Origin of the sequence: Paraliobacillus quinghaiensis, from assembly GCF_003426025.1 — a bacterium.
GTDB lineage: Bacteria > Bacillota > Bacilli > Bacillales > Amphibacillaceae > Paraliobacillus_A > Paraliobacillus_A quinghaiensis.
Genome location: NZ_QJSH01000022.1, coordinates 18247 through 44435 on the forward strand (window position 1 = coordinate 18247; position 26189 = coordinate 44435).

27 protein-coding genes and 1 rRNA gene are annotated in these 26189 nt (G+C 34.8%); 27 read left to right on the top strand and 1 reads right to left on the bottom strand.

The window, feature by feature from the left end; all coding sequences use genetic code 11:
- The first annotated feature begins 5 nt into the window (after nucleotides 1-5).
- The 22 genes from spoIIIAF to D2K40_RS12860 all read left to right on the top strand — a co-directional run bounded on the left by spoIIIAF (nucleotide 6) and on the right by D2K40_RS12860 (nucleotide 21545).
- The gene (gene spoIIIAF, locus D2K40_RS12755) at nucleotides 6-623 is read left to right on the top strand and encodes a stage III sporulation protein AF (protein ID WP_162879219.1); all 618 of its coding nucleotides are present in this window, start codon (nucleotides 6-8) and stop codon (nucleotides 621-623) included.
- Nucleotides 623-1276 carry a stage III sporulation protein AG gene (spoIIIAG, locus tag D2K40_RS12760; protein WP_117156552.1) on the top strand — a complete coding sequence of 218 codons (654 nt, stop codon included), beginning with the start codon at nucleotides 623-625 and terminating at the stop codon, nucleotides 1274-1276. Before spoIIIAF ends, spoIIIAG begins: the two co-directional genes overlap by 1 nt.
- A 3-nt stretch (nucleotides 1277-1279) precedes the next feature.
- Nucleotides 1280-1849, top strand: coding sequence for a SpoIIIAH-like family protein (locus D2K40_RS12765; RefSeq protein ID WP_117156554.1), 570 nt, complete (start codon nucleotides 1280-1282; stop codon nucleotides 1847-1849).
- Nucleotides 1850-2535: 686 nt separating this feature from the next.
- The gene (accB, locus tag D2K40_RS12770) at nucleotides 2536-3015 is read left to right on the top strand and encodes an acetyl-CoA carboxylase biotin carboxyl carrier protein (RefSeq protein ID WP_117156556.1); all 480 of its coding nucleotides are present in this window, start codon (nucleotides 2536-2538) and stop codon (nucleotides 3013-3015) included.
- A gap of 12 nt (nucleotides 3016-3027) precedes the next feature.
- Entirely contained in the window at nucleotides 3028-4392 is a 1365-nt protein-coding gene (gene accC / locus D2K40_RS12775) for an acetyl-CoA carboxylase biotin carboxylase subunit (RefSeq protein WP_117156558.1), read from the top strand.
- A gap of 55 nt (nucleotides 4393-4447) precedes the next feature.
- Complete coding sequence (locus tag D2K40_RS12780) at nucleotides 4448-4846, top strand: Asp23/Gls24 family envelope stress response protein (protein WP_117156560.1); 399 nt, start codon at nucleotides 4448-4450, stop codon at nucleotides 4844-4846.
- 172 nt (nucleotides 4847-5018) lie between these two features.
- Entirely contained in the window at nucleotides 5019-5399 is a 381-nt protein-coding gene (nusB, locus tag D2K40_RS12785) for a transcription antitermination factor NusB (protein WP_117156562.1), read from the top strand.
- Between the two features lie 11 nt (nucleotides 5400-5410).
- Nucleotides 5411-6265: a bifunctional methylenetetrahydrofolate dehydrogenase/methenyltetrahydrofolate cyclohydrolase FolD gene (gene folD, locus D2K40_RS12790; RefSeq protein WP_117156564.1), complete on the top strand. Its 855-nt coding sequence runs from the start codon at nucleotides 5411-5413 to the stop codon at nucleotides 6263-6265.
- Between the two features lie 19 nt (nucleotides 6266-6284).
- On the top strand, nucleotides 6285-7640 hold the full coding sequence (gene xseA, locus D2K40_RS12795; protein WP_117156566.1) for an exodeoxyribonuclease VII large subunit: 1356 nt from the start codon (nucleotides 6285-6287) through the stop codon (nucleotides 7638-7640).
- Entirely contained in the window at nucleotides 7630-7860 is a 231-nt protein-coding gene (locus tag D2K40_RS12800; protein ID WP_117156568.1) for an exodeoxyribonuclease VII small subunit, read from the top strand. Before xseA ends, D2K40_RS12800 begins: the two co-directional genes overlap by 11 nt.
- Before the next feature lies 1 nt (nucleotide 7861).
- Nucleotides 7862-8746 carry a polyprenyl synthetase family protein gene (locus tag D2K40_RS12805; RefSeq protein ID WP_117156570.1) on the top strand — a complete coding sequence of 295 codons (885 nt, stop codon included), beginning with the start codon at nucleotides 7862-7864 and terminating at the stop codon, nucleotides 8744-8746.
- A gap of 691 nt (nucleotides 8747-9437) precedes the next feature.
- The gene (locus tag D2K40_RS12810) at nucleotides 9438-10016 is read left to right on the top strand and encodes a hypothetical protein (RefSeq protein WP_117156572.1); all 579 of its coding nucleotides are present in this window, start codon (nucleotides 9438-9440) and stop codon (nucleotides 10014-10016) included.
- Nucleotides 10017-10053: 37 nt separating this feature from the next.
- On the top strand, nucleotides 10054-11940 hold the full coding sequence (gene dxs, locus D2K40_RS12815; RefSeq protein WP_117156575.1) for a 1-deoxy-D-xylulose-5-phosphate synthase: 1887 nt from the start codon (nucleotides 10054-10056) through the stop codon (nucleotides 11938-11940).
- A gap of 15 nt (nucleotides 11941-11955) precedes the next feature.
- Nucleotides 11956-12795 (top strand): TlyA family RNA methyltransferase, encoded by an 840-nt coding sequence (locus D2K40_RS12820; RefSeq protein ID WP_117156577.1) that lies wholly within the window; start codon nucleotides 11956-11958, stop codon nucleotides 12793-12795.
- A 61-nt stretch (nucleotides 12796-12856) separates the two neighbouring features.
- Nucleotides 12857-13306, top strand: coding sequence for a transcriptional regulator AhrC/ArgR (gene ahrC / locus D2K40_RS12825; protein ID WP_117156579.1), 450 nt, complete (start codon nucleotides 12857-12859; stop codon nucleotides 13304-13306).
- 33 nt (nucleotides 13307-13339) lie between these two features.
- Complete coding sequence (recN, locus tag D2K40_RS12830; protein ID WP_117156581.1) at nucleotides 13340-15064, top strand: DNA repair protein RecN; 1725 nt, start codon at nucleotides 13340-13342, stop codon at nucleotides 15062-15064.
- Between the two features lie 174 nt (nucleotides 15065-15238).
- On the top strand, nucleotides 15239-16531 hold the full coding sequence (spoIVB, locus tag D2K40_RS12835) for a SpoIVB peptidase (RefSeq protein ID WP_117156583.1): 1293 nt from the start codon (nucleotides 15239-15241) through the stop codon (nucleotides 16529-16531).
- 234 nt (nucleotides 16532-16765) lie between these two features.
- A complete protein-coding gene (gene spo0A, locus D2K40_RS12840) occupies nucleotides 16766-17548 on the top strand; it encodes a sporulation transcription factor Spo0A (RefSeq protein ID WP_117156585.1) in 783 nt (260 codons plus the stop codon).
- 65 nt (nucleotides 17549-17613) lie between these two features.
- On the top strand, nucleotides 17614-18207 hold the full coding sequence (safA, locus tag D2K40_RS12845) for a SafA/ExsA family spore coat assembly protein (protein ID WP_117156587.1): 594 nt from the start codon (nucleotides 17614-17616) through the stop codon (nucleotides 18205-18207).
- Between the two features lie 232 nt (nucleotides 18208-18439).
- Nucleotides 18440-19795: an aspartate kinase gene (locus tag D2K40_RS12850; RefSeq protein ID WP_117156589.1), complete on the top strand. Its 1356-nt coding sequence runs from the start codon at nucleotides 18440-18442 to the stop codon at nucleotides 19793-19795.
- Between the two features lie 373 nt (nucleotides 19796-20168).
- Nucleotides 20169-20744 carry an RNA polymerase sigma factor gene (locus tag D2K40_RS12855; protein WP_205417571.1) on the top strand — a complete coding sequence of 192 codons (576 nt, stop codon included), beginning with the start codon at nucleotides 20169-20171 and terminating at the stop codon, nucleotides 20742-20744.
- Entirely contained in the window at nucleotides 20745-21545 is an 801-nt protein-coding gene (locus tag D2K40_RS12860) for a hypothetical protein (protein WP_117156593.1), read from the top strand.
- Between the two features lie 95 nt (nucleotides 21546-21640).
- On the opposite strand, the gene D2K40_RS12865 is transcribed toward D2K40_RS12860, so the two are convergent.
- A complete protein-coding gene (locus D2K40_RS12865; protein WP_117156595.1) occupies nucleotides 21641-21958 on the bottom strand; it encodes a hypothetical protein in 318 nt (105 codons plus the stop codon).
- Between the two features lie 290 nt (nucleotides 21959-22248).
- On the opposite strand from D2K40_RS12865, the gene D2K40_RS12870 reads away from it, so the two are divergent.
- From D2K40_RS12870 to D2K40_RS12890, 5 genes are all read left to right on the top strand, one after another.
- A complete protein-coding gene (locus tag D2K40_RS12870) occupies nucleotides 22249-22590 on the top strand; it encodes a cupin domain-containing protein (protein ID WP_117156597.1) in 342 nt (113 codons plus the stop codon).
- 135 nt (nucleotides 22591-22725) lie between these two features.
- Complete coding sequence (locus D2K40_RS12875; RefSeq protein WP_117156599.1) at nucleotides 22726-23448, top strand: 3-ketoacyl-ACP reductase; 723 nt, start codon at nucleotides 22726-22728, stop codon at nucleotides 23446-23448.
- Between the two features lie 194 nt (nucleotides 23449-23642).
- Entirely contained in the window at nucleotides 23643-24044 is a 402-nt protein-coding gene (gene tnpA / locus D2K40_RS12880) for an IS200/IS605 family transposase (RefSeq protein WP_117156601.1), read from the top strand.
- A 15-nt stretch (nucleotides 24045-24059) separates the two neighbouring features.
- Nucleotides 24060-25349 (top strand): RNA-guided endonuclease InsQ/TnpB family protein, encoded by a 1290-nt coding sequence (locus tag D2K40_RS12885; protein ID WP_117156603.1) that lies wholly within the window; start codon nucleotides 24060-24062, stop codon nucleotides 25347-25349.
- 748 nt (nucleotides 25350-26097) lie between these two features.
- Nucleotides 26098-26189, top strand: a 16S ribosomal RNA gene (locus D2K40_RS12890); the annotation flags it as partial.

Consider the following 26189-nt stretch of genomic DNA (forward strand, 5'->3'; position numbering starts at 1 on the left):
TGTGTGTGTCTATTCTAATTAATTGGATTACGCAAATCATAATTTTTTTGTTAATTATCATGATTGTTGAAATGCTTCTTCCACAAACCACAATGAAGAAATATGTTCATGTTGTATTATCTATGCTATTTCTACTGTTGTTTTTACAGCCTTTATTTCAACTTTTTCAATTAGATATAGAAAAAGAGATTCAAGAAGCATTTGCACAATTTGATGCCGTAGAAAATGGAAACCAATTAGAAAATCAAATTGAATTAAAGAAAAAAGAAATACAAGCCTCACAAGATGCATATGTTGTAGAAGAGTTAGTTGTCCAAATGAAAAATCAAGTGAAAGAGGAGCTGAATCAAAGATATGGTGTAGAGATAACAGACATAAAATTTAAATTTAAAGAAGATCGTAACCCTAATATGGAAAACTTGCTTAAAGTAAATGTCTATTTATCAAAATCGTCTGATTATCGTCAAGGGGAAATCAAAGATGTTGTGATTGGAACGAAACAAAAAGTAGAAGAGTCAAGTGAATTTTCTAATGCTGAACTAAAACGGGTTACCACCTATTTGAATCAAATGTGGGAACTGGAAGAAGATCTATTATCTGTAGTTTGGGAGGGAGTGACGTAGTGAAAAATCCTTTCAACAACTTATTTTCACGTTTCAACCTTAAAACAGCTGATGGGAAAAAGCCAACAAAAATTGGTTATGTGCTTATCCTTGGGTTACTAGGATTGCTCTTATTATTAATTAGTACGCTGTTTCAAGAGGAGACAAGTTACATGGAACCACCTAGTACGTTACCTGATAAAGAAGAATCAGTTGAAACAGAAGAAGAAACATTTTTACAAAAAGATAGTAAAAGTTCAGATCTAGAAGAAATCGAAACACAGTACGAGGAAGATTTAGAGCTGTTATTAGAGGAAATATCTGGGGTATCTGCGGTCGAAGTGATGGTTAACTTAGATGCAACAAATAAAAAGATTTACGAAAAGAACTTGATTGTTGGTCATCAGACAACAGAAGAGATAGACCAAAATGGTGGAGAACGAAATATTGAGGATGCAACGGAAGAACAACAAGTAGTTATTGTTAGGCAAGGCGAGAAAGAAGTGCCTTTACTAATTCAAACAAAAAAACCAGAGGTAAGGGGTGTACTAGTTGTTGCAAAAGGTGTAGAGCATATGGAGTTGAAACAATGGGTGTCAGAAGCTGTCTCACGTGTGCTAGATGTACCGGCTCATCGAATATCAATTATGCCAAGGAATAATGGGGAGGAATAAATAATGTTAAAAAAACAAACGGTATGGTTATTGACAATGTTAAGTTTGATGATTGTGTTAAGTGTGTATTATATGAATTCGCCATCAGATGGTGAATTAGCATTTCTAGGTGAAAATAATCAAAATGAGGAAACGACTGGAAGTATACCAGATGAAACAAGTGGGGATGTGGACGAGGTAGATAACCCGTCCGATGATGTAGGTGAATATTCTTCAACTGAAGATGATTTGTTCACAATGATTAGAATGCAGTTAGAAGAAACAAGAAGCCTTAGAAGAGAACAGTTAGAAGATATTTTTGCATCAAGTGAAGCATCTACTGATGAAAAGTATCAGGCTTATGATGAAATGCAACAAATTGATAACATTTCATCAAAAGAGTTAATTGTAGAAGAAACATTAAAGTCAGAAAATGAGTATACAGATGTACTTGTAAGAACAAAAGATGATAACATAATTGTTACAGTAAAAGCTGACGAGTTATCAAAGACTGAAGCTAACGAAATTATGCAAATGGTATATGATGAATTTGGTACAAAAGAAGTCGAAGTGAAATTTCAACCAAATAATTAGAAAATATTAAGGTATATCACAGAATAAGCTGACCTATTTTAGGTCAGCTTATTTAGATATGTTATAGTAATAAAAGGAAGGATGTACATATTTTCGGACTTGATATAAACTCCGTCGTAACATTAACTTTGATTTACGCGTAGGGTCAGTCGCTTTCCGCGGGTAACTCTTCAGCTAACTCGGAAGTAAAGAACACTTCCGAGTGGATCTTCAGATGTTACTTTTCCCGCTGGAGTCGACTGAACCTACGCTCCAATCAATATCTGAAAATTACTTGTGTTTGTATGATTTAATAAAGTTTAATAATAATCCACTACACCAGATATGGAGATAGATGGAAAATAATGTGGTAACAGCAAAGCTTTTCGATGGGCGAGTAATCGCAATCCCACGTGTCCGAAGATCCACTTGGTAAAGTGTTCTTCTTTACCAAGTTAGCTTCGGCCGAGCCTGCTGAAAGCGCAGTGTTCTACCGGAACGAGATTAGGAAATACAGATTTTACTTATGACGGATTCTATTTAAAATTAGTCATAAACAATAATTCTTTTTTAGAAAACGGCTTTATTTAAAATGAATAGTTGCAGTTTTGTCGGTCTTTTCGTAAAATGTTAAGAGGAGTTATTAGTACCTGTTAATAATTCTAAGTAAGAAATGTGAATTATACTTATAAAAAGAGGTGTATGGAATGTTAAAAATAGAAGATATCCAAACGTTAATAAAAGAAATTGACAACTCGTCTATTGATGAATTCACTTATGAAACAGATGGTTCAAAACTTAAATTAAAGAAACAAATGAACAAGAATGTAATCAGTGAAGAAGTGACTTCAGTGAAACAACCAGAACCTACTGTTGCTACAAAAAAAGCAGAGACTTTGGTTGAGGATGTAGCGCAACCAACTGCTGTTGATACAAAAGTTATAGGTGATTACGAAATCAAATCTCCAATGGTAGGTACTTTTTATAATTCCTCATCCCCAGATAAGGATGCCTATGTTTCGGTAGGAGATAAGGTTAATGCTGATACTGTAGTATGTATTGTAGAGGCAATGAAATTATTCAATGAAATTGAGGCTGACGCAGAAGGTGAGATTGTGGAAATTCTTGTTAATAATGGTGAGTTGGTTGAATATGGGCAGCCTTTATTCCGAGTTAAGACGAAGTAAGGAGGTGTAGGCATGATAAAAAAACTTTTGATTGCTAATCGTGGTGAGATTGCTGTTCGAATTATTCGGGCTTGTAAAGAACTTGGTATTGAAACAGTTGCGGTTTATTCTGAAGCTGATCGAGATGCTTTGCATGTGCAATTTGCAGATGAGGCATACTGTATTGGACCGTTTTTGAGCAAAGATAGTTATCTAAATTTCACTAATATTATGAGTGTTGCTACGTTAACTGAGGTTGATGCAATTCACCCTGGTTATGGCTTCTTATCAGAAAATGCTGATTTTGCAGAGATATGTGAGAAGTGTAATATAACATTTGTAGGACCAAGTGTTTACGCAATACAAAAAATGGGAACAAAAGATGTAGCAAGAGATACAATGGAACAAGCAGGAGTGCCAATTGTTCCAGGTTCTAAGGGTATCATTGAAAGTGAAGAACAGGCGATTGAATTAGCAAATGAAATCGGCTATCCTGTTATTATTAAAGCTACTGCTGGTGGAGGCGGTAAAGGAATACGGGTTGCTTATAATGAAAATGAATTGGTAAATGGTATTCAGATGACACAGCAAGAGGCGGAGAAAGCTTTCGGGAACCCTGGAGTGTATTTAGAGAAATTTATCGAAGATTTTTCTCATGTCGAGATTCAAATTTTAGCAGATAACTTTGGAAATGTGATACACTTAGGGGAGAGAGATTGTTCTGTTCAACGTCGCTTGCAAAAATTAATTGAGGAGACTCCTTCACCTGCCATTACAGAGGACATACGTCAACAAATGGGTGAAGCTTCAGTCAAAGCTGCTCGTGCTGTTGATTATTCAGGTGCTGGAACAGTTGAATTTATTTTTGATAAAAAAGCACAGGCGTTTTATTTCATGGAAATGAATACGCGGATTCAAGTAGAACATCCTGTTACTGAAATGGTTACTGGTGTTGATTTAATTAAAGAACAAATAAAGGTAGCAAATAATGAGATCCTAAGCTTGAAACAGGAAGATGTAACTTTTCATGGATGGGCAATGGAGTGTCGAATTAATGCTGAGGATCCATGGAAAAAATTCATGCCATCCCCAGGAAAAATAGAGAATTATTTACCTCCAGGTGGATTAGGGGTCCGTGTAGATTCAGCAGCTTATCCTGGCTACACAATTTCTCCATATTATGATTCAATGATTGCTAAATTAATTACATATGGTGCAACCAGGCAAGAGGCTATTGACCGTATGAAACGTGCATTAAGTGAATTTATTATTGAAGGTATTTCAACTACTATACCGTTTCATTATAAAATGATGGAACACCCCGTATTTATTGAAGGAGATTTCAACACGAAATTTCTTGAGAAATATACTATAATAGAAAATGAAGAAAAGAAATAAATGATTTTAATTTTTCTTTTCGAAGTTTGATTAACTCTAAAAGGAGTGGATCTTAATGAGTGAGAACACAATGTTAAATGTAAGTGAAGATTCAAGTCTTGGAAAGGTGGAAGTAGCTCCTGTAGTGATCGAAGTCATTGCTGGAATTGCGACCACTGAAGTTGGTGGTGTCTCTTCTACACGTGGCAATTTTGCAAGTGGAGTCGTTGAACGATTTGGAAAGAAAGCTCATGGCAAAGGAATTAAAGTTGAATTAACAGAATCTGGTGTTATGATTGATGTTTTTGTTGTGTTAGATTATGGGGTGACGATTCCAGTAGTTGCTCAAAAGATTCAGGAAAACATAAGGCAAGCATTAATAAACATGACGGCATTAGAAATTGATGAGATAAATGTACATGTAGTTGGCGTTCAAATGGAGGCGGCAGAAGAAACAGAGGAAGTACAAGAGTAAGAGTTGAAAAGACCCTAAGAGATCTTGGTCTCTTGTAGGGTCTTTTCGATTATTGTAAAATCATTTACTGGAGCATAGCTTTTTAATGCAGTATTCGATATGATGGTTATGAAAAGATAGGATAGAAAGCTTAATGGGCTTTAGTCATTAGGTATATACAAGGAGAATGAAAATGAAGCGAAGAGATGCTAGAGAAAAGGCATTCCAAACCCTTTTTTCAATTGATAGTCAAGGTTTTAATCCCCAAGATGCACTAACTCAGGTATTGGAAGATGAAGAAGCTTCACCTTTTTTATCTGTACTTGTTCAAGGAGTATATGATAATCACAAGGAAATTGATCAAAAGATTACAGAGAATCTAGAGAAATGGTCGATTGAACGCCTTCCAACAGTTGAAAAAACTTTATTACGAATTGCAACATATGAAATGTTTTATGAAGTAGATACTCCTATAGGTGTAGCAATAAACGAAGCGGTTGAATTAGCACATTTATATGGTGATGATAAGTCAGGCAAGTTTATAAATGGTGTATTATCTAAAATGACTCATTAGGAGGTATAGAGATGACTGCAGAAGTAATTTATGGGAATGTCTTAGCAGAGAACCTGCGGTTAGAAATGAGAGAAGAAGTTGATGCATTAAAAGAACAAGGTATTATTCCTAAATTAACAGTTATCTTAATTGGTGATAATCCAGCTTCTAAATCTTATGTAAGAGGAAAACAAAAAGCGTCTTCATTCGTTGGAGTTGAGTCAAATCTGATTGAACTACCTTCTGATGCAACAGAGAAATATTTATTAGAATTAATTGACACTTTAAACAAGGACAGTCAAGTTCATGGGATATTAGTACAATTGCCCTTACCTGCCCAAATACAAGAACAAGTAATTATCGAAGCAATCCATCCTGATAAAGATGTTGATGGTTTTCACCCAGTTAATATCGGAAGGATGCTAACAGGTAAAGATACCTTTTTACCTTGCACACCTTTTGGTATTATTACAATGCTTAAATCAAAAAATATAGAAATCGCAGGGAAAAATGCTGTTGTAATAGGTAGAAGTAATATTGTTGGTAAGCCAGTTGGTCAGTTATTACTTAATGAAAATGCAACAGTAACCTATTGTCACTCAAAAACGAAAAACATGGAAGAGCATATTAAGGCAGCGGATATTTTAATTGTTGCTATCGGAAAAGCTCATTTTCTAAAAGGCGAAGACATTAAGCCAGGTGCAGTGGTAATTGATGTTGGGATCAATAGAATAGAAGACGGTTCCTTGACTGGTGATGTTGATTTCGAATCAGCAAAGGAAACAGCTTCTTATATAACACCAGTCCCTAAAGGTGTTGGTCCAATGACAATTACAATGTTACTACATAATACAATAAAATCAGCAAAAAGATTCCATCAAGTATAAAAATTGAAGGTGTTATAAAGTGAATGAAAATTATTTAACGGTTACGGCTTTAACACGTTATATTAAACGGAAATTTGAATTGGACAAGCACTTAAATACTGTTTGGCTCAAGGGTGAAATATCAAACTACAAACATCATAGTCGTGGACACATGTATTTAACAATTAAAGATGACAATTCAAGAATACAAGCTGTGATGTTTGCTGGATATAATCGCTCACTTAAATTTGAACCAGAAAACGGAATGAATGTCCTAATTAAAGGCGAGATTAATGTCTACGAACCACAAGGGCAGTATCAATTATATATTCATCAAATGGAACCAGATGGATTAGGCGCGTTATTTGTTGCATTTGAACAATTAAAGGACAAATTAACCAAAGAAGGCCTTTTTTCTTTTGAGCGAAAACAGAAACTTCCTTCCTATCCAAAACATATTGGTATTATTACGTCGCCAACAGGTGCAGCAATTCGTGATATTTTAATTACCTTAAAGAGGAGGTATCCAATTGCTGACATAACCGTCTTCCCTGTGCTTGTTCAAGGTGATCAAGCGCCCACATCTATCGCAAATGCAATCAATCAAGCAAATAATATACCTACTCTTGATTTGCTAATTGTAGGTCGTGGCGGCGGTTCAATAGAAGAGTTATGGGCTTTTAACGAAGAGATTGTCGCACGTGCTATTTCCTTGTCTTCATTACCAGTTATATCAGCAGTTGGACATGAAACAGATACAACAATAGCAGATTTTGTGGCAGACTTACGAGCTGCTACCCCAACTGGAGCAGCTGAATTAGCAGTTCCATCAGTTCATGAGTTAAAAAATAGTATCCAGGCAAAAAAACAGGCATTAACCCAATTAATGCAACACTATATTAGCCAGTCTTCTAGTCAATTAGAACGTTTAAACAAAAGTTATGCATTTCGTTATCCAGCACAGTTAATTACCCAAAAAGAACAAGAATTAGATAAAATCATTGATCAATTAACAAAAAAAGCCATCCAAATAAAAGCAAACAAAGAAAATCAACTTGATCAACTAGTTAAGCGGCTAAATCAGCAGCATCCTTCTAAACAGGCAAAACATTTGAACAAACAATTAGAGCAATTAGAGGAGCGGCAAGCCCGTGCTGTTGAATATATTATGACTTTGAAAAAGCGCCAATTTACAAATCAATTAGAAAAGCTGGAATTATTAAGTCCGTTACATACGATGAGACGTGGTTATTCAATTGCTTATAGTAGTGATGGTACTTTAGTTCAGTCAACAAATGAAGTGCAAGTTGATAACGCGATCTCCGTAAAGTTGAGTGATGGTGTGTTAGACTGTAAGGTTACAGGAATAAAGGAGGATTCTGAAAATGAAAACTGAGGAATTATCATTTGAAGAAGCAATGGAGAATTTAGAAGCAATCGTTGAAAAATTAGAAGAGGGTGAAGTACCTCTTGAGAAAGCGATAAAATATTACCAGGATGGTATGCAATTATCTAAAGTTTGCAGTGATAAATTATCGAATGTAGAAAAGCAAATGACACAAATCATTAACGAGCAAGGAGAATATAAGCAGTTCTCAGTTCAGGAGGAAGAATAGCATGGAGGAGAATCTTTCGGCGTTTTTAACAGAAAAAGAAAAAATTATCTCGGATGAATTAGTCCAAAAAGTAAAAAGCCTATCTATTCCCAGCCGATTAAAAGACTCTATGCTTTATTCGATTAAAGCTGGGGGGAAAAGGCTAAGACCTTTATTAATGATCGCAAGTTGTGAATCGTTTCATGGTACATATCAACAAGTCTTATCAGTATCACTCGCTTTAGAGATGGTTCATACATATTCATTAATTCATGATGACCTTCCTGCAATGGATGATGATCATTATCGCCGTGGACAACCAACAAATCATCGTGTATTTGATGAAGCTACTGCTATCTTAGCTGGTGATGCATTATTAACATATAGTTTTGAAGCTATTACTGATGATCCGCAATTAACAAATGAACAAAAGGTTTATATTATAAAGCGACTAGCCAAAGCAAGTGGTCCTAAAGGAATGGTTGCAGGTCAATCACTTGATATGGCGGCTGAAAATAGAGAAATTACTTTAACTGAATTAGAAGAAATTCACGATCTAAAGACAGGGGAATTACTGACATTTGCTTTAGAAATTGGGGCTTATATAGGTGGTGCTTCGATCAAACAAATTGCTGAGATTCGTAAATATGCTTATTATGTTGGTCTTATCTTTCAAGTTCAAGATGATATATTGGATGTATCAGGTGACCCTGAAAAAATAGGAAAGCCGATAGGTAGTGATGAGTCTAATATGAAAAGTACTTATCCAAAACTACTTGGCCTAGATGGTGCAATTAAGAAAAAAGAAGAATATGTAGACTTAGCAGAAGCCGCTTTAATCAAGGCGGATGTTAAAACCAATATTCTAAAAGATTTTGTTCAGTATTTAAGTTTACGTGATGCATAAGAAATATTAATTATTGAGTGTTCGATACAATTATGTTATTATTACAGTATATTGGGAATGGTGCAGTATTCTAGTCGGTTCTCCGTTTCTGAAGGCAGGCCTAAAAATCTGCCAAAGGGCACATCGATGAAGTTCCTTGTGCCGGCTTGAGGCGCCCAGCCTTGGGTCGGTGCTGGGAGTTAAGGTTGCAGGGCGATCCACAAAGGCATGTGGGCGATGACCCTGCTTCCGCGGAGGCCCATCTCTGTGGTAACTCTTTAGCCAAAGCATTACCATGGACTGGGGTATGAACCTACGTAATAAGATAAAGGGTATTTTGTTCGTAGCGTAGCCTGCCTTGAGTGGTGTCTGAGGGGATTACTGTTGTAGATACATCGTTGGATGGCCACTAACGTGCGTATTTTTATCGGTATGAAATCAGCACTGCAAAAGAGGCTAGGAAACGGTTAAGAGCTGTTGAGGAAATCTCCTAGACTGTTCCAAAAGACGTTTAAAAGGGATTATAGTGCGGACTAAGTGGTAATCCAGTCTAGCTGTTGGAAACAACGCTAAGATGTGTTTAAAGGGGAACCGCCAGGATGGCAACATTCGGTACACATCTGGGAAAACCTACTGGACCTAAGCCGTAGTTTTTACCTTTTAAACGACCATTCCTTTACATAGTTTTAACAAAAAAATGAGGTATACATAGATGACGAAATTACAAATTAAAAAATCGATAAAATTTAGTATAAGTATTGCCGTTATCACATTTGTGTTAGCGGCTATTTTTTCAGTTATTTCTTCCTCCATCTTAAGTGGTGTAATGTGGGTTATTGGTTTATTTATTGTGTTTATTATTGTGTTAATGGGTGTTATTTTTGATATGTTAGGGGTAGCAGCAACCGCTGCAGATGAAGTTCCTTTTCATGCAATGGCAGCAGAAAGGGTAAGCGGTTCCAAAGAGGCGATATTGATTGTTCGAAATGCAGACCGCTTTGCAAGCTTTTGTAATGATGTGATTGGTGATATTTCTGGGGTTATTAGTGGAACTGCTTCTGCGATTGTTGTTTTGCAATTGGCAAATGGGTTTGGTCATGGCGAAGGGTCTACTGTGCAAATAGCAGTTTCTGTTGTTATGACAAGTTTAGTAGCTGCTTTAACAGTTGGCGGGAAAGCCTTAGGTAAATTTTATGGAATCCACTCCTCAACAAAAATTATTTTTTTTGTAGGTAAAGTGATTGCTTTTATACAAAATAAATTCAATATAAAAATATTAACAAAAAATTAACCAAGCAGAAAATCATTTTACGGGGAGGCTTCGGAACATGGATCTTACAACAATAAAAGATCCTTCTTTTTTAAAGAAGCTCAACAACGAAGAATTGGAAGTTCTGGCATATTCAATACGAGAGTTTTTAATTGAAAAATTATCAGTTAATGGCGGACACCTAGGTGCGAACTTAGGAGTTGTAGAGTTAACATTAGCTCTGCACAAAAATTTTAATAGCCCGGAAGATAAGTTGATTTTTGATGTTGGACACCAGTCATATATTCATAAAATCTTAACAGGCAGAGCTGGTCAATTTGATACGCTCAGGCAATATAAAGGATTGTCTGGTTTCCTAAAAATGTATGAAAGTAAGCATGATGTATGGGAAGCTGGCCATAGTTCAACATCGCTATCAGCTGCAATGGGGATGGCGATAGCACGTGACTTGAAGAAAGAAGCTAATTATATTGTTCCGCTCATAGGAGATGGTGCTTTAACTGGAGGAATGGCTCTTGAAGCACTAAACAATATTGGACATGAACAAAAAAATATGATTGTTATCTTAAATGATAATGAAATGTCTATAGCAAATAATGTTGGGGCGCTGCACAATGCTTTAGGAAGAATGCGAAGTACAGGTAAATATAATAAAGTAAAAGATGATTTAGAATGGATCGTAAAAAAAATTCCTAAAGTTGGTGGAAAACTAGCTGATGCACTAGAGCGTATTAAAGATAGTATGAAATATTCTATGATACCTGGTATGTTATTTGAAGAGTTCGGCTTCACCTATTATGGTCCAGTGGATGGTCATGATTTTACTGCATTACAGAAGAATATCCAGTATGCAAAAAAAACAGAAGGACCGGTTATTGTTCATGTAATTACTAAAAAAGGAAAAGGTTATTATCCAGCAGAATCGGATAATAAAGATAAATGGCATGGAGTTGGTCCATATAAAATTGAATCTGGTAAAAAGATCTCACCTACAAATACACCTCCTGAATGGAGTTCTGTTGTAAGTGGAACGCTAGAATATATTGCCCAAGAAAATAAAAAATTAGCTGTAATTACCCCAGCAATGATAATTGGCTCAAAATTAGAAAATTTTAAAGAAAAGTTTCCGGATCGTTTATTTGATGTTGGTATTGCTGAACAGCATGCTACTACTTTAGCAGCTGGAATGGCATCCCAAGGTATGAAGCCTTTCCTCACAATTTATTCAACATTTTTACAAAGGGCGTACGATCAGATTCTACACGATGTTTGTCGACAAAACCTAAATGTAGCATTTGGAATTGATCGTTCTGGGTTAGTTGGTGCGGATGGAGATACACATCATGGTGTATTTGATATAAATTTCTTACGTTCGTTACCAAATATCGTTATAATGATGCCAAGGGATGAGAACGAGTGTCAGCATTTAGTGTATACAGCAATTAAATATGACAACGGACCAATAGCGATTCGTTATCCAAGAGGAAATGTGCTTGGAATTTCAATGGATGATGATTTACATCAGATTGAAATTGGAACATGGGAGGTATTAAAAGATGGTACGGATGGCGTTATCCTAACTTTTGGAACAACAATTGGAATGGCACTTGAAGCAAGTGATGTGTTGAGACAAGAAGGACTTTCAATTCGAGTCATAAATGCTCGTTTTATTAAACCAGTAGATGAAGAAATGCTTCATAATATATTTAAAGCGAAATTACCAATAGTGACAGTTGAAGAATCTGTTTTAAATGGTGGATTTGGCAGTTCTATTTTAGAATTTGCTGAAATTCATAACTATTCTACTAAAAGTGTGACAAGAATGGGTATCCCTGATGTATTTATTGAACACGGTAAGGTAGAACTTTTGCTAGAACAAATTGGTTTAACGAAAAAAGCGGTAATAAAAGAAATTAAAAAGTTATTGCCAACTAAAAAACAATAAAGGGTCTAAAAAATAATGACAAGTAAAAAAACAAGATTAGATATACTACTAGTGGAACGCGGTTTAGTGGAGACAAGAGAAAAGGCAAAGCGGGCTATCATGGCTGGAATAGTCTTCTCTGAACAGCAAAGAATGGATAAACCTGGAGTCAAGGTCAACGGTGACATCCCTTTATCAGTAAAAGGCAAGTTATTTCCTTACGTTGGTAGAGGAGGCTTGAAATTAGAAAAAGCCTTAAAAACATTTGATTTTTCAGTTAAAGATAAAATTATGTTAGATATTGGTTCTTCAACAGGTGGTTTTACTGATTGCGCTTTACAAAATGGTGCAAGTCTTTGTTATGCTGTTGATGTGGGTTATAATCAATTAGATTGGAAGCTGCGCAATGATCCGCGTGTTATTGTGATGGAACGAACTAACTTCCGCTACGCCACAATTGATATGTTTGATAAAGGAAGCCCTCATGTTGCCACAATTGATGTTTCCTTTATTTCATTAAAATTGATTTTACCTACTTTAGCAACCATACTTGAAACAGGTGGGGAAGTTGTAGCTTTGATCAAGCCACAATTTGAGGCAGGAAAAGAACAAGTGGGTAAAAAGGGGATTGTCCGGGACAAGCGGATACATCAACAAGTAGTAGAAGACATTTTGTATTTTGCTTTAAATGAAGGGTATAGGTTGAAAAATCTAACCTTTTCTCCGATCACTGGTGGAGATGGTAACATTGAATTTCTTGCCCATTTGACATGGAAACCTAGTCAAGATAGTGGATTGAAAACAGATACCGATATACAATCGTTAGTAACAGACATTATAAAAGATGCACATGAAGGACTTACTCAACAATCATAAATATGATTTTTAAGAATATTCTCAGTCCTTTTCAGAGTTTTTTCAGAAAGGAGGAACCTAAATGACTAAAGGTCAACGTCATATTAAAATTCGAGAAATAATAACTGAAAATGATGTCGAAACACAAGATGATTTAGTAGATACATTACGTGAGTTAGGTTATAACGTTACGCAGGCGACCGTTTCGCGAGATATCAAAGAACTACATTTAGTAAAAGTTCCTATGGTAGATGGAAGATATAAATATAGCTTACCGGCTGATCAAAGATTTAATCCTTTAGAAAAGCTTAGACGTTTAATGCAAGATGCGTTTATAAGGATTGATCAAGCTGGTTATTTCTTAGTTTTAAAAACATTACCTGGAAATGCAAATGCATTGGGAGCACTAATTGATAATTTAGACTGGACAGAAATATTAGGTACAATTTGTGGTGATGATACCATTTTAGTTATATGTAAAACAGAAGATCAAACTAAAGATATACAAGAACGTTTTCTAGAAATGTTATAATTTTTTTACCAAAAAAGTGAGGTGGAATTATATATGTTAACCGAACTTTCCATTAAAGATTTTGCAATTATTGATGAAATTTCGATCACATTTAAAGAAGGTCTAACTGTGCTAACAGGTGAAACTGGTGCTGGTAAATCAATTATAATTGATGCAGTTGAATTATTATCCGGTGGAAGAGGGTCTGTCGAATTCGTTCGCTATGGCGCCAAAAAAGCAAACTTAGAAGGTTTGTTTATAATTAGTGACCCTGCACATCCAATATATAAAGTAGGGAAATCCTATGGTATTGAAATTGACGATGACGGCATGATTGTTCTTAATCGTACAATTAGTGCAAATGGTAAAAGCATTTGTAGAGTGAATGGTAATTTAGTTACGTTAGCGATTTTAAGGGAATTTGGCAGTACATTAATTGATATTCACACACAACATGAAACAAAGTCACTTATGGATGTGGAACGTCATATTGAGTTATTAGATTTGTATGAAAAAGAACGAATTAATGATGCTAAACATGACTATAAACGCCTTTACAATAAGTTACATACAGTTAAAAAGCGCTTCCAACAGTTAAATAATAACGAACAAGAAATGGCGCAACGCTTAGATTTATTAAAATTCCAATTAAATGAATTGCAACAAGCAGATTTAAGTCCTGGTGAAGATGAGGCGTTGCGTGAAGAACGTGAAAAGCTGATGAACTATGAAAAAATATACAGTGGAATCCGTGATGCATACGAAGCACTTAGCGGAGAAAAGAGAGGATTAGACTGGCTAGGACTAGCACTTACTGGTTTAGAGACTGCAGGTGAATTTGAGAAGGATTTAGAGGGAAAAAAAGAAAGTTTCTCGAATCATTTTTACTTAATAGAAGAATTATCCTATGAGTTACGCAATTATTTAGATACTTTAGCTTATGATCCAGACCGTCTTAATTATCTGGAAAGTCGTTTGCATGAAATTAACAAACTACAGAAGAAATATGGTACATCTGTAGATGAAATATTGGAATATAGTGCAAAAATCGAAGATGAAATAGATGAAATTCAAGACCGTGACACATCATTAAAAAAAATAGAGCAAGAATTACATGATATTGGACAGGACGCACTAATTGAAGCAAGACACTTACATGATCTTCGTATCGAAGCTTCCAAGCAATTAAAAGAAGCAATTCATAGAGAGTTACAGGATTTGTATCTAGAAAAGGCTACATTTGATGTAGCGATAGAGACTAAAAAAGGAAACCCAAATGACTTTGAATTAAATGGAGTACCTGTTCACTTAACACAAAATGGTTTTGATCAAGTGCGATTTTTAATCTCAACAAATCCAGGTGAACCACTTAAAGAAATAAATAAGATAGCTTCAGGTGGAGAATTGTCACGTATTATGCTTGCATTAAAGAGGATTTTTGCTAAGCATCAAGGTGTAACAAGTGTTATTTTTGATGAAGTAGACACTGGAGTAAGCGGGAGAGTAGCTCAGGCGATTGCTGAGAAGATTTATGGCATTTCAGTTGGATCCCAAGTGCTTTGTATTACCCATTTACCACAAGTAGCTTCAATGGCTGATACCCATTTGTTAATTGAAAAAAATACCTCTGAAGAACGAACAAGTACTACAGTAGAAGAACTTTCAATTGAAGAAAGAGTTACAGAAATCGGCAGAATGATTACAGGTACAGAACTTACAGAAACATCAAAAGAACATGCTAGAGAATTAATTGAATTAGCTAATAAATTTAAAGAATAAAAACCATGTTATTGAGACATGGTTTTTTTAGTATACAAAAAAATAATAATACTATACAAAATAGGAAAACATCCCCGCTATTTCTGGTCTTTACAGGGTTTAAAAAAGTCGAATGAAGGTCACATTAGAAATACAGAAAAAAATAAAATGGGTTAGGAACGAGGAGCGTGAAAGATGAAAATAAATAATATTCGTGCAGCAATAGGAATGCTTCTCCTTGTTACTTTCCTGAGCATGCCGTTTATCAAACCAATACACCAATACCTTTCTATACCAAATCAAATCACACTTTTTCAAGATACAAACGAAGCATTAAGTGTTCCTGCATTAGGTAACAATGTTGATACAGCTTTAGCACAGCAAAATAATGTGTTAGAAGCAATGAATTTTTCTCAATTTAAAACAGTTAGTAGTGGGGAAAGTTCCATTGTGTATGAATTAGCAGGATTACCAATAAAAAAAGTAAATGTAGATGTTTTAAGTGAATATAAAGTAGTTCCAGGAGGTCAATCAATCGGTGTGAATTTACAAACTTTAGGCGTATTGGTGGTTGGACATCATAAAGTTAATGTTGATGATGGACAAAAATCACCAGGTGAGGAAGCGGACATACAGGTAGGTGACATAATCCTGCGCGTGAACAATAAAGAAATAGAAAAAATGGAACAAATAACAAAATTAGTGAACGAAGCTGGAAGAAATGATAAGCCTCTAGATGTAACGATAAAACGTGGTGAGAAGACTTTGAAGAAGGAATTAATACCAACACATGATGAAAAAGAGGATAAGTATCAAATTGGCTTATATATTCGGGACTCAGCAGCTGGGATAGGAACGATGACTTTTTATGATCCCAAGACAAAGAAATATGGAGCGCTAGGACATGTTATTTCTGATATGGATACAAGAAAACCAATTCAGATTCATGATGGAACAATTGTCAAATCAAATATCACATCAATACAAAAAGGAAATAATGGGACACCAGGTGAAAAACAGGCAACATTAGAAAATGATGATGTGCCACTAGGAACAATAACCAAAAATAGTCCATTCGGTGTGTTTGGGTCGCTTGATAAAGATTTGGAGTCCACTAAATGGAACGAACCAATGCCTATTGCTTTATCTAGCCAAGTAAAAGAAGGACCGGCTCAAATTTTAACCGTTGTGGAAGATCAAAAAGTGGAAGCTTTTGATGTAGAAATTGTTAACAGTGTTGTACAGAAAAACCCAGCAACAAAAGGGATGATTGTAAAAATCATTGACGATAAACTACTTGATAAAACTGGTGGTATTGTGCAGGGGATGAGTGGTAGCCCGATAATCCAAGAAGGAAAATTAATCGGTGCTGTTACACATGTTTTTGTTAACGATCCAACCTCAGGGTATGGGATTCATATTGAATGGATGTTAAATGAAGCGGGTATTGATATATATGAGGAAAAAGAAGAAAAACAGGCGAGTTAAGTTCTCCCTGTTTTTTCTTTTTACCTATGGATTTAATCGATATTTATGCTACACTTTAAATAAAGATTATTCGACAAAACCGTGTCAAAATATATCGAAAACGTGCGATTGATAGAGTATTTTAAAGTAAATCAAAAAAATACAAAGTTTTTTACATTAAAAAAAGGATTTTCAATACTTGTGTCGAAATTGATTATGTGATAGTGACAGGATATTCTGAAGGAGGAACAAAAGTTGGAAAAAATTAAAGTGTTTTTAGTGGATGATAACCGGGAATTAATCGTACTCATGGAAGAGTACTTTGAAGGTCAATCTGATATGGAAGTAGTTGGTACAGCTGCTAATGGTAAAGAATGTATAACGCTTTTAGGTGAGGTTGAACCTGATGTTGTTGTTCTTGATATTATTATGCCACACATGGATGGATTGGCAGTGCTAGCAAAAATGAGAGAAATGAATATGGAAAATCGGCCAAATGTTATTATGTTAACAGCGTTTGGTCAGGAGGAAGTAACTAAAAAAGCTGTAGATTTAGGCGCTTCATACTTTATGTTGAAACCATTTGATCTAGATAGCTTAGCTGAACAAATAAGGATGGTTAAAGGAGCACCAATATCTGAAAATAGAGCAGTTAAACAAAAAGCACCAAAAGAGAATCGTAAAATTGATTTAGAAGCAAATATTACGCATATTATTCATGAAATAGGAGTTCCTGCTCATATTAAAGGTTATATGTACTTAAGAGAAGCGATAACAATGGTTTATAAAGATATTGAATTATTAGGTTCAATTACCAAAGTTTTATACCCAGACATTGCAAAAAAATATAATACAACAGCCTCACGTGTGGAAAGAGCGATAAGACATGCGATAGAAGTCGCTTGGAGCAGAGGTAATATTGATTCTATTTCGAACTTATTTGGCTATACTGTAAATGTCTCAAAAGCAAAGCCAACAAATTCTGAATTTATTGCTATGGTAGCTGACCGATTACGGATTGAACATCGGGCATCATAATTTATCTGAAATCATGTATAAAACCTCTTTTTTGTAGCATCTTATTACAAAAAGGAGGTTTTTCTTTGAAAAAAATTATATTTACATTATTTATTCTGTGTTTTTTGGTACCCGTTTCTGTATCGGCAGATGATACTTACATCGTACAACCAGGTGATTCAATGTGGAGAATTGCAGTAAAATACCAAATAGGTGTAACAGAAATAATTGAAGCAAATCCACAAATAGATAATCCCGATCTTATTTACCCAAGACAGAAACTTACTATACCAACAATAGATTCAATAAAACATACAGAACACCTGGTTATTCAGCTGACCAATCAGGAGAGAGCGAAACATGGTTTGCCTGCATTAAGACCAGACTGGGAACTATCTCGTGTAGCTAGATATAAATCAGCTGATATGCTCAATAAAAACTACTTCTCACATACAAGTCCGACTTATGGGTCTCCATTTACTATGATGAAAAATTTTGGTATTTCATACCGAAGTGCAGCTGAAAATATTGCAAAAGGGCAACGGACCCCACAAGAAGTGGTAACAGCGTGGATGAATAGTTCTGGACACCGAAAAAATATTCTTGGGAATTACACACATATAGGTGTAGGTTATGTTGAAAATGGTAAATATTGGACTCAGTTATTTATAACAAAGTAAATGCAAAAGAGCCTTGATTACATATCAAGGCTCTTTTTAATAAAAAAATTGATTTTATCCTTATTTGATGGAATTAAACGAGAAATTAATCCATATAGAACATGCTAATGGGTTCTAAGGCTGTTTACTCGTAAATAGTAGTGAATAATCTGAATTTTATTATAACAATTTATTTAAAAGTATGATAATATTTTTAATGGTATATAAAAATACAAATGGAGAGGTTTTAACAATGAAGGTAGCAAAATTTGGAGGAAGTTCAGTTGCTAGTGCGGAGCAATTAAAAAAAGTTGCACAAATTATACAAGCAGATCAAAACAGAAAAGCTATAGTAGTATCTGCACCAGGCAAAAGATTTTCTCAAGATGAAAAAGTAACAGATCTTCTAATTAAACTTGGTGAGGCCTACTTAGCTGATAAACCTTATCAAAGTGAACAAGAAAAAGTTCTTGAAAGGTTTGGAGCAATCATAGATGAATTAGAATTATCAGAACGTATTTTAGAAGAAATAAAAGATGACGTGGCAACAGTTTTTGCCAGTGATTATCAACAGGAATTGAAATTAGAAGCTATTAAATCTATAGGAGAAGATTCTTTAGCTAAAATACTTAGTGCATATCTGCAATCTCTTGGTCTAGATGCAATTTATTTGAATCCAAAAGATGCGGGCATCATTTTAAGTGATGAGCCAGGAAGTGCACAGATTCTTGATGAAAGTTTTGAGTTGTTATATAAATTGCATGAACGAAAAGAAATTGTTGTTATTCCTGGTTTCTTTGGATACACGAAAGAAGGTAAATTAGTTACATTTTCTCGGGGAGGATCTGATATTACAGGCTCAATCGTAGCAGCTGGTGTAAAAGCGGATCTGTATGAAAACTTCACTGATGTTGACTCTGTTTATTGTGTAAATCCTACAATCGTTGATAATCCTAAAGAAATTACATCATTAACTTACAAAGAAATGCGAGAACTATCCTATGCAGGTTTTTCAGTATTTCATGATGAAGCACTTATTCCAGCTTTTAAAGCTAGTATTCCGGTTTGCATAAAAAATACTGATAACCCAGATGGATTAGGTACAATCATTGTTTCTAAAAAAGAACCAAATGGTAATCCAGTTGTGGGAATTGCAAGTGACACAGGTTTCCTTAGTTTGTATGTAAGCAAATACTTGATGAATAGAGAGTTAGGTTTTGGTCGTCGTTTATTAAATATTCTAGAAGATGAATGTATTTCATTTGAACACACACCTTCTGGAATTGATGATATGTCAGTTATTATTCGAGGAAGCGAGTTATCACTAGAGAAGGAAGAAAAAGTTATTAAACGTATTAAAGAAGAGTTAGATCCAGACACTGTTTATACAGAAAGGGATTTGGCCTTAATTATGATTGTTGGGGAAGATATGAATAGTACAGTCGGAATAGCTGCAAAAGCAACAGAAGCTTTTTCGCGTGCTAATGTTAATCTAGAGATGATTAACCAAGGTTCTTCTGAAGTATCACTAATGTTTGGTATAAAAGAAGAAGGAGTAGAACGAGCGGTAAGATCATTGTATCAGGAATTTTTTGAAGAAGAAGCATAAGAGCATACTAAGGTTTTAAAAGCACACGAAACTGCATTAGCAGCGTGTGCTTTTTTAAACATCAACACAATAACTGAAGGAATATCGATTATGTTCCTAATTAATCAAAAATGAATGCCTCGGTACAAGGAATTGCAACTGTTGCTGAAGAGTGTGTCGCGGGAGTTGAACAAATGTCAAATTCGTTTCAAAATTAGTAGAAGAACTAAATGGCTTGATTCGACAATTCACACAATAAAAAACAACGAAAGAATCAGGAGTATCCCAAAAGCATAATTTTTAGGGATACTCTTTTTCATATCAACAATTCATTAATTAAATGTACATAAATTATGAATGTGAAAACTTTTTTTGCTTTAGTGAGGTATATAAAGTGAAAGAACAAAAAAGATTCATAAAGGGAGTGAAACACTTGTTAGAATCTGAAATCATTGAACGTTTAAAAAGCCGTGACCAACAAGCTCTTCGAGATCTGTATGATGTATATTTTGATTATGCGATCCGAACGGCAACGATTGTTATGAACCATAATAACTCTTATGCAGAAGATGCTGTTCAAGAAACTTTTATTAAAGTATATCAAAATATTCACCTTTATCATTCGGATAGACCTTTTAAGCCTTGGTTTTATAAGATTTTGTTAAATGAATGTAACAGAATTTTAAAAAGGAACTCAAAGGTGGTTAGTGTGGAAGAGGTAAGACATGAACACGATCAAACAGAAGAAACATACCTTCATCATCTTCTTGAGTATGAAGTGTTATATCTTGCTATTCAAAAACTTGAACTGCACAATCAAATTCCAATTGTGCTGAAATATTTGAATGGGTTTAAAGAACAAGAAATAGCAGAAATTTTAGATGAAAACGTAAATACAATAAAATCCAGATTGTATAAAGGAAGGCAAAAATTAAGAAAGTATTTAGAAGCTGAAAAGGAGGTAAATTAAATGGACGATAAAAAAATAGAAAAAGATATTAGAAAAAGTTTAATAGCCAATACAAATAAGGTATCTAATAAAAAGGAACAAATTTGGAACAATATTGAGGCAAGAATGAATATCACGGAAAAAGCGCGTAATGAGGTGGGGGAAAAACCGGGTAAGAAAGATGTGTCACGCAGACGTAGACAAAAGAATACTGGGAAATCAAAACAGTGGGTAATGGGGATTCTTGCAGCAACCATACTCTTTGGGGTGTTTTTAATAAACACTGACACAGGTCAGGCTGTTGTAACTAACATTACCGAATATTTTGCGCCTGAGAAAAAAGTTATAGATGAGGTAGAAGGAATATCTGAAGAGAAGGAAGTAACACTACAAGAAAGTAAAGCTGGATATAACATTTATATTGATGAAGAAAGGTATATTCTCATTGAAGAAAATGGTGTGGATAAAATTGTTCCTAAAGAACCATTAGGGGATCAATACCCTGAAGTTTCAATGACAATTTCACAAGTTGAAGATATAGAGCCAGAACAGTTAGCAAAAGAGATTCACAAACAATTAAATGATTCTTATGAAAATGTACAGTCCGTTACCACAGTGGATCAACCTTTCGAAGCAATTGTCGTTTCTGCTCTTGATGGAGATGACTGGGATAGTCCGGTTAATAAAACGTATATCATTTCAAATCAAAAGAAAGGTAGCTTTGTTATTAGTGAAAAATATTTCCTTGAGGCTGAAGAAGGTCATGGAGCAAGGTTCTACAATATGTTAAAGGAATTTAATGTTGTAGAAATAAGTAAATAAGTGAATGAAAAAATGATAGGGCAGGAGCAGAGAATTTAATTTTCTGCTCCTATATATTTTTAATGTGGTTTTAAAAGACTATTCTAAATTTAAATTCAACTAAACCTATTTTTTACTTTACCGGGTGCAGTTCTAATGTCTATTGTTTGAATATATGAAGTATCAACAGTAGAAGGAAGCCTTTTTTTAAATTCTTTTAAAGCATAACTGTTATAATCAAGAAGTGATTTGCATTCATATCTTTCTTCCATGTTTAATGTAAACTTGATTTTTATTTTATTTTTTTGGGCAGTAGTGTCATGATTAATGATCTCATAGTTTTCTAATGTACGTATTAAGTGATATTTAATGTCTTCTAGCATTGTATATTCGCTGTTGAAATAAACCTCGGTGGTGCCGATTATCTGAATCATAAGTACCTCCTTGTTGTTATTCCCATGGGCTCTATTTTATCATACGAAAGTTTAGAATTTAATACAAAACACGACTACTTTTTATTGATGGAATTGAGGAAGTGAGTAAACAACTGAATGCATACGCATCCAAATTGTAAGATTAGTATGATTTGAGTAATTAAATATTAGTTAATAAATGCTTTTAATTCTCTAAAAAAATATAGAAAGTGTTCTAAATCACACCATTGATAATAATTATCATATACAATAAGGATGCTTTAAGAATATAATTTGAAGGGGATACAATAATGATAAAACATAATATAACTGATTTTATAGAATTTAATTCAGAAAGATTTACTAAACGTGTGATTTTTAAAGAGGACAAAACAACGGTGTTCATTTTGAATTTTAAACCTGGACAATCACTACCAGCGCACAAGCATCCTGGATCAAACGTACAATTAATAGTCTTGGAAGGTGAAGGTAAGTTCGCGATCGATGGAGAAGAAGTTTTGATTAAACAAAATGACACACTATTTGTTACTGGTGATGAGGAGCTTGCTTTTTCGAATTGTGGAACAGAGAATGTAAGTTTATATGTAATGTTAAATAAAATACCTGATGAACGATACGCTGAAAATATTTAAAGATTATTAAAAAATGTAATGGATAGCAAATTGATTCTTATTTGTTATCCATTCTTTTTGTTTTCATTAAAATAACTCAGTTGATATACTAGTAACATAAACTTATGTATTGTATGTTCTGAAAGGGTGAACTAAATGGGACAAGAAATAAAAGGTAAGATAGCTTATATTACTGGAGCAAGTAGTGGTATTGGTAGGGCTACTGCACTTATGTTTGCCAAAGAAGGAATTCATGTTGGTCTGATCGCTCGAACAGAAACTAAACTACTAGAAGTAGCAGAGGAAGCAAAAACGTTTGGGGTAAAGGCGGTATTTGCTACTGCAGATATTGCAAACATGGATGAAGTTGAACAAGCAATAGCTAGTTTGAAACGGGATTTAGGAACAGCAGATATACTTATTAATAATGCTGGTGTAGGAATATATGGTTCATTTTTAGAAATTGATCCAGAAGAATGGAAACACACCTTTGAAGTTAATGTATTTGGCACATACCATGTCACTAAAGCTGTTTTGCCGCAAATGCTTGAAAAGAATCAAGGTGATATTATTAATATTTCATCTAGTAATGGTTTGAAAGGTACTGCTGGATCAACTGCGTATAGTGGATCGAAATTTGCTATTCAAGGTATGACAGAAGCTCTTATGCAAGAGGTACGGGGAAATAATATACGTGTCTTTACATTGAATCCTAGTTTAGTGGCAACTGAACTGGCGTTTGAAGATAAACTTGATGAACAAGATAAGAATAAATTCATGCAACCAGAGGATATAGCAGAGTATATGTTAGCACAGCTTAAGCTTCATCCACGTATATTTATTAAACAGTCATTACAGTGGGCGACAAATCCGTTTTAGAAAATAGTCGAGAACCCTCGTGACTTCAGTCATGAGATGAATCGACTTCGGACAAGGGTTAGCTTCTGCTAACTCAATTGTCCGACATTTTTTTCGGAGCTAAAGCGCATATGATATTTAAAAAGGAATAATAACCATTCATAAATCGACGCTTTTCTATATACATGTGATATAATGAACATGAGGTGATGGCGGTGTCAAAAGTTATTTACGGTAGAGGATATGTCTATTCGCTTCAATACCATCTCGTGTGGTGTGTAAAGTACAGAAGAACGGTCCTTGTCGATGAGATTGAACAATCGTTGAAAGACATTCTTAGTGAACTTTGCAAAGACCATGAAATAACGATTGAAGAAATGGAAACGGATAAAGACCATATTCATCTGTTGATTTCCCTAAAGCCCCAGCATTATATCCCGACTGTTGTGAAAACCTTAAAGGGACATTCAGCTAGGCGATTATTTAAACGCCATTCTGAAATAAAGAAACTTCTTTGGGGAGGTCATTTGTGGAATCCTAGCTATTTTATCGCAACAGTTAGCGAAAATACCGAAGAACAGGTTCGCGGATATATCCAAAACCAAAAAGAAAAATGATTGTAGGTGAAAGCCATGCTTGAATTAGTAAACCGCGGCTATGTATATCGTGCTATCCCTATTTCTGATGAAGTAGAAACGTATTTGCGCCAGTGTTTTGGTGCAGATAGAAAGATGTATAACCTTCACGTCGCCTATCTATATGACTACTTGGAAAAGAAGCCGTATCAAATTGGTGACAAATTACCTTCTTTAAAGCAGATGGGTATGCCGACTGTTTCTGCATTTAAAAAACAATCCGTAAGTGACGATCATATAGCCTACTTGTATCTTGTAGATGCCTTTGCTTCTAACGAAGCAAAACAACACTTCAACAAAGCAATGACAGCCTTTAATAAAATTGCCTCTAAAAAACAATACAAGAAAGCTGCCTTGAAACGTCAGAAGACACTAGGGATAGAACCGACATTTCGTGATTTAAAAGGAATGCCCAAGTTCCATTCTCGTAAAGGGAGCAAAGCTAGCTACACGACATTTAACCAAAACGGAAATATCTACATCGAAGATGACATATTATATCTTCCATCAGCGCAAAAGTCTTCTGTGAAAGTCGTTGGGTTGAAGCTATATACACATAGACCATTGCCACAAGGTAGTAAAATTAAAAATGTAACGGTTACGATGAACACGAAAGGACAATTTGACGTGTCTATTTGTGTTGCATTTCCAAAGCAAATTACAAGCATTGGTATACCAAATCGCATTTTGGGACTAGATTATTCGCAATCTCATTTTTTCGTAGATAGCGAGGGTAAGAAAGCCAATTATCCGCACTATTATCGAAAAATGAAAGCACGTCTAGTCAAAGAACAACGCATATTGTCACGAAGAGTGAAGGGCTCTAATCGTTGGGAAAAACAGCGATTAATTGTTTCAAGACTACAGAACAAAGTTGCAAACCAACGAAAAGATTGGCGGCTTCACAAGAAAGCCTATGCTCTTTCGAATCGCTATGACATGATTGTAGTAGAAAACATAAACCTTCGTGCAATTGGACAAAACAAGCATTATGCCAAAAATCAGCAAGATAATGGGTTTGGTAACTTCCGCTTGTATATAAAGTACAAACTAGAACACCAAGGAAAATACTACGTCAAAGTCCCGAAAAACTTTGCGTCTACACAATTATGTTCCACTTGCAGTCATAAGAATACGGCACTAAAAGGCAATGTAGCTGTTCGTGAATGGGATTGCCCTTCTTGTGGCGCACATCTTGATCGAGATATTAACGCTGCGTTCAACCTTAAACAATATGGAGAACACTATACGAAAGATGAAATTCTACCACAAATAGTTGTGGCTTAAATGATAAAAAACGGGTTGCTTGGAGCCTAAACAGTACCTCTAGCGTGGTTTAAAGGACTAGACGCTGGTCTTGTTGTCCGCTGTAAATTTCTAAAGGTCGTAAGACCTTACAAGCCCGTGACTTCAGTCATGGGTTGTTGACAAACTTGAAAAGTATTTCCCTCTTTAAGAATGATTTGATCTGGGGATAATGAATAGAACATTTCACTTAATTTCAAAATTTAGTGCTTTTCTTATACATGTCTAATAAACACAAATGAAGTTGACATATTGTTGTGCTACAATCTCTATTTCGCATAGTCTTCCTTTTTGAATGGAAAATTAATAATGCCCTTTTGGAAATTTGTATATATAATGAAGGAATTGTTATAATGAATAGTAATCACATCAAACAAGGTAATCAAATGATCTCCTTACTCGCAAGAACTTGCGAAAAATGTCGATTTATTTGTTGACTTTTTAGTGAAACATGATATGATTGTTTAGCTGTCGAAATAATACTGAAAAATATTTGATTTACAAATTGAATTTTGTTCAGTTATGAGATAGTAGCCACATTCAAGTCATCATTTCATTACGAAACTAAAAAGTAAAAAAAAGTGTTGACATGATAGTTTGATAGATGGTATGATATAAAAGTTGTCGCAAACGAGCGGTAACAAAAATTGATCTTTGAAAACTGAACGAAACAACCAGTATGTTAAGTAAGAAACAAGCTAGTATTTTAAATGAGCAACCAAGCTCGCATTTTATGGAGAGTTTGATCTTGGCTCAGGACGAACGCTGGCGGCGTGCCTAATACATGCAAGTCGAGCGCGGGAAGCAAGATGACCCCTTCGG

Excerpts from the sequence above, each read along its gene's own strand:
- D2K40_RS12765 (WP_117156554.1), top strand. The coding sequence starts at position 1,280 with ATGTTAAAAAAACAAACGGTATGGTTATTGACAATGTTAAGTTTGATG.
- accB (WP_117156556.1), top strand. The coding sequence starts at position 2,536 with ATGTTAAAAATAGAAGATATCCAAACGTTAATAAAAGAAATTGACAAC.
- accC (WP_117156558.1), top strand. The coding sequence starts at position 3,028 with ATGATAAAAAAACTTTTGATTGCTAATCGTGGTGAGATTGCTGTTCGA.
- D2K40_RS12780 (WP_117156560.1), top strand. The coding sequence starts at position 4,448 with ATGAGTGAGAACACAATGTTAAATGTAAGTGAAGATTCAAGTCTTGGA.
- nusB (WP_117156562.1), top strand. The coding sequence starts at position 5,019 with ATGAAGCGAAGAGATGCTAGAGAAAAGGCATTCCAAACCCTTTTTTCA.
- folD (WP_117156564.1), top strand. The coding sequence starts at position 5,411 with ATGACTGCAGAAGTAATTTATGGGAATGTCTTAGCAGAGAACCTGCGG.
- D2K40_RS12800 (WP_117156568.1), top strand. The coding sequence starts at position 7,630 with ATGAAAACTGAGGAATTATCATTTGAAGAAGCAATGGAGAATTTAGAA.
- D2K40_RS12805 (WP_117156570.1), top strand. The coding sequence starts at position 7,862 with ATGGAGGAGAATCTTTCGGCGTTTTTAACAGAAAAAGAAAAAATTATC.
- D2K40_RS12810 (WP_117156572.1), top strand. The coding sequence starts at position 9,438 with ATGACGAAATTACAAATTAAAAAATCGATAAAATTTAGTATAAGTATT.
- dxs (WP_117156575.1), top strand. The coding sequence starts at position 10,054 with ATGGATCTTACAACAATAAAAGATCCTTCTTTTTTAAAGAAGCTCAAC.
- D2K40_RS12820 (WP_117156577.1), top strand. The coding sequence starts at position 11,956 with ATGACAAGTAAAAAAACAAGATTAGATATACTACTAGTGGAACGCGGT.
- ahrC (WP_117156579.1), top strand. The coding sequence starts at position 12,857 with ATGACTAAAGGTCAACGTCATATTAAAATTCGAGAAATAATAACTGAA.
- recN (WP_117156581.1), top strand. The coding sequence starts at position 13,340 with ATGTTAACCGAACTTTCCATTAAAGATTTTGCAATTATTGATGAAATT.
- spoIVB (WP_117156583.1), top strand. The coding sequence starts at position 15,239 with ATGAAAATAAATAATATTCGTGCAGCAATAGGAATGCTTCTCCTTGTT.
- D2K40_RS12850 (WP_117156589.1), top strand. The coding sequence starts at position 18,440 with ATGAAGGTAGCAAAATTTGGAGGAAGTTCAGTTGCTAGTGCGGAGCAA.
- D2K40_RS12860 (WP_117156593.1), top strand. The coding sequence starts at position 20,745 with ATGGACGATAAAAAAATAGAAAAAGATATTAGAAAAAGTTTAATAGCC.
- D2K40_RS12865 (WP_117156595.1), bottom strand. The coding sequence starts at position 21,958 with ATGATTCAGATAATCGGCACCACCGAGGTTTATTTCAACAGCGAATAT.
- D2K40_RS12870 (WP_117156597.1), top strand. The coding sequence starts at position 22,249 with ATGATAAAACATAATATAACTGATTTTATAGAATTTAATTCAGAAAGA.
- D2K40_RS12875 (WP_117156599.1), top strand. The coding sequence starts at position 22,726 with ATGGGACAAGAAATAAAAGGTAAGATAGCTTATATTACTGGAGCAAGT.
- D2K40_RS12885 (WP_117156603.1), top strand. The coding sequence starts at position 24,060 with ATGCTTGAATTAGTAAACCGCGGCTATGTATATCGTGCTATCCCTATT.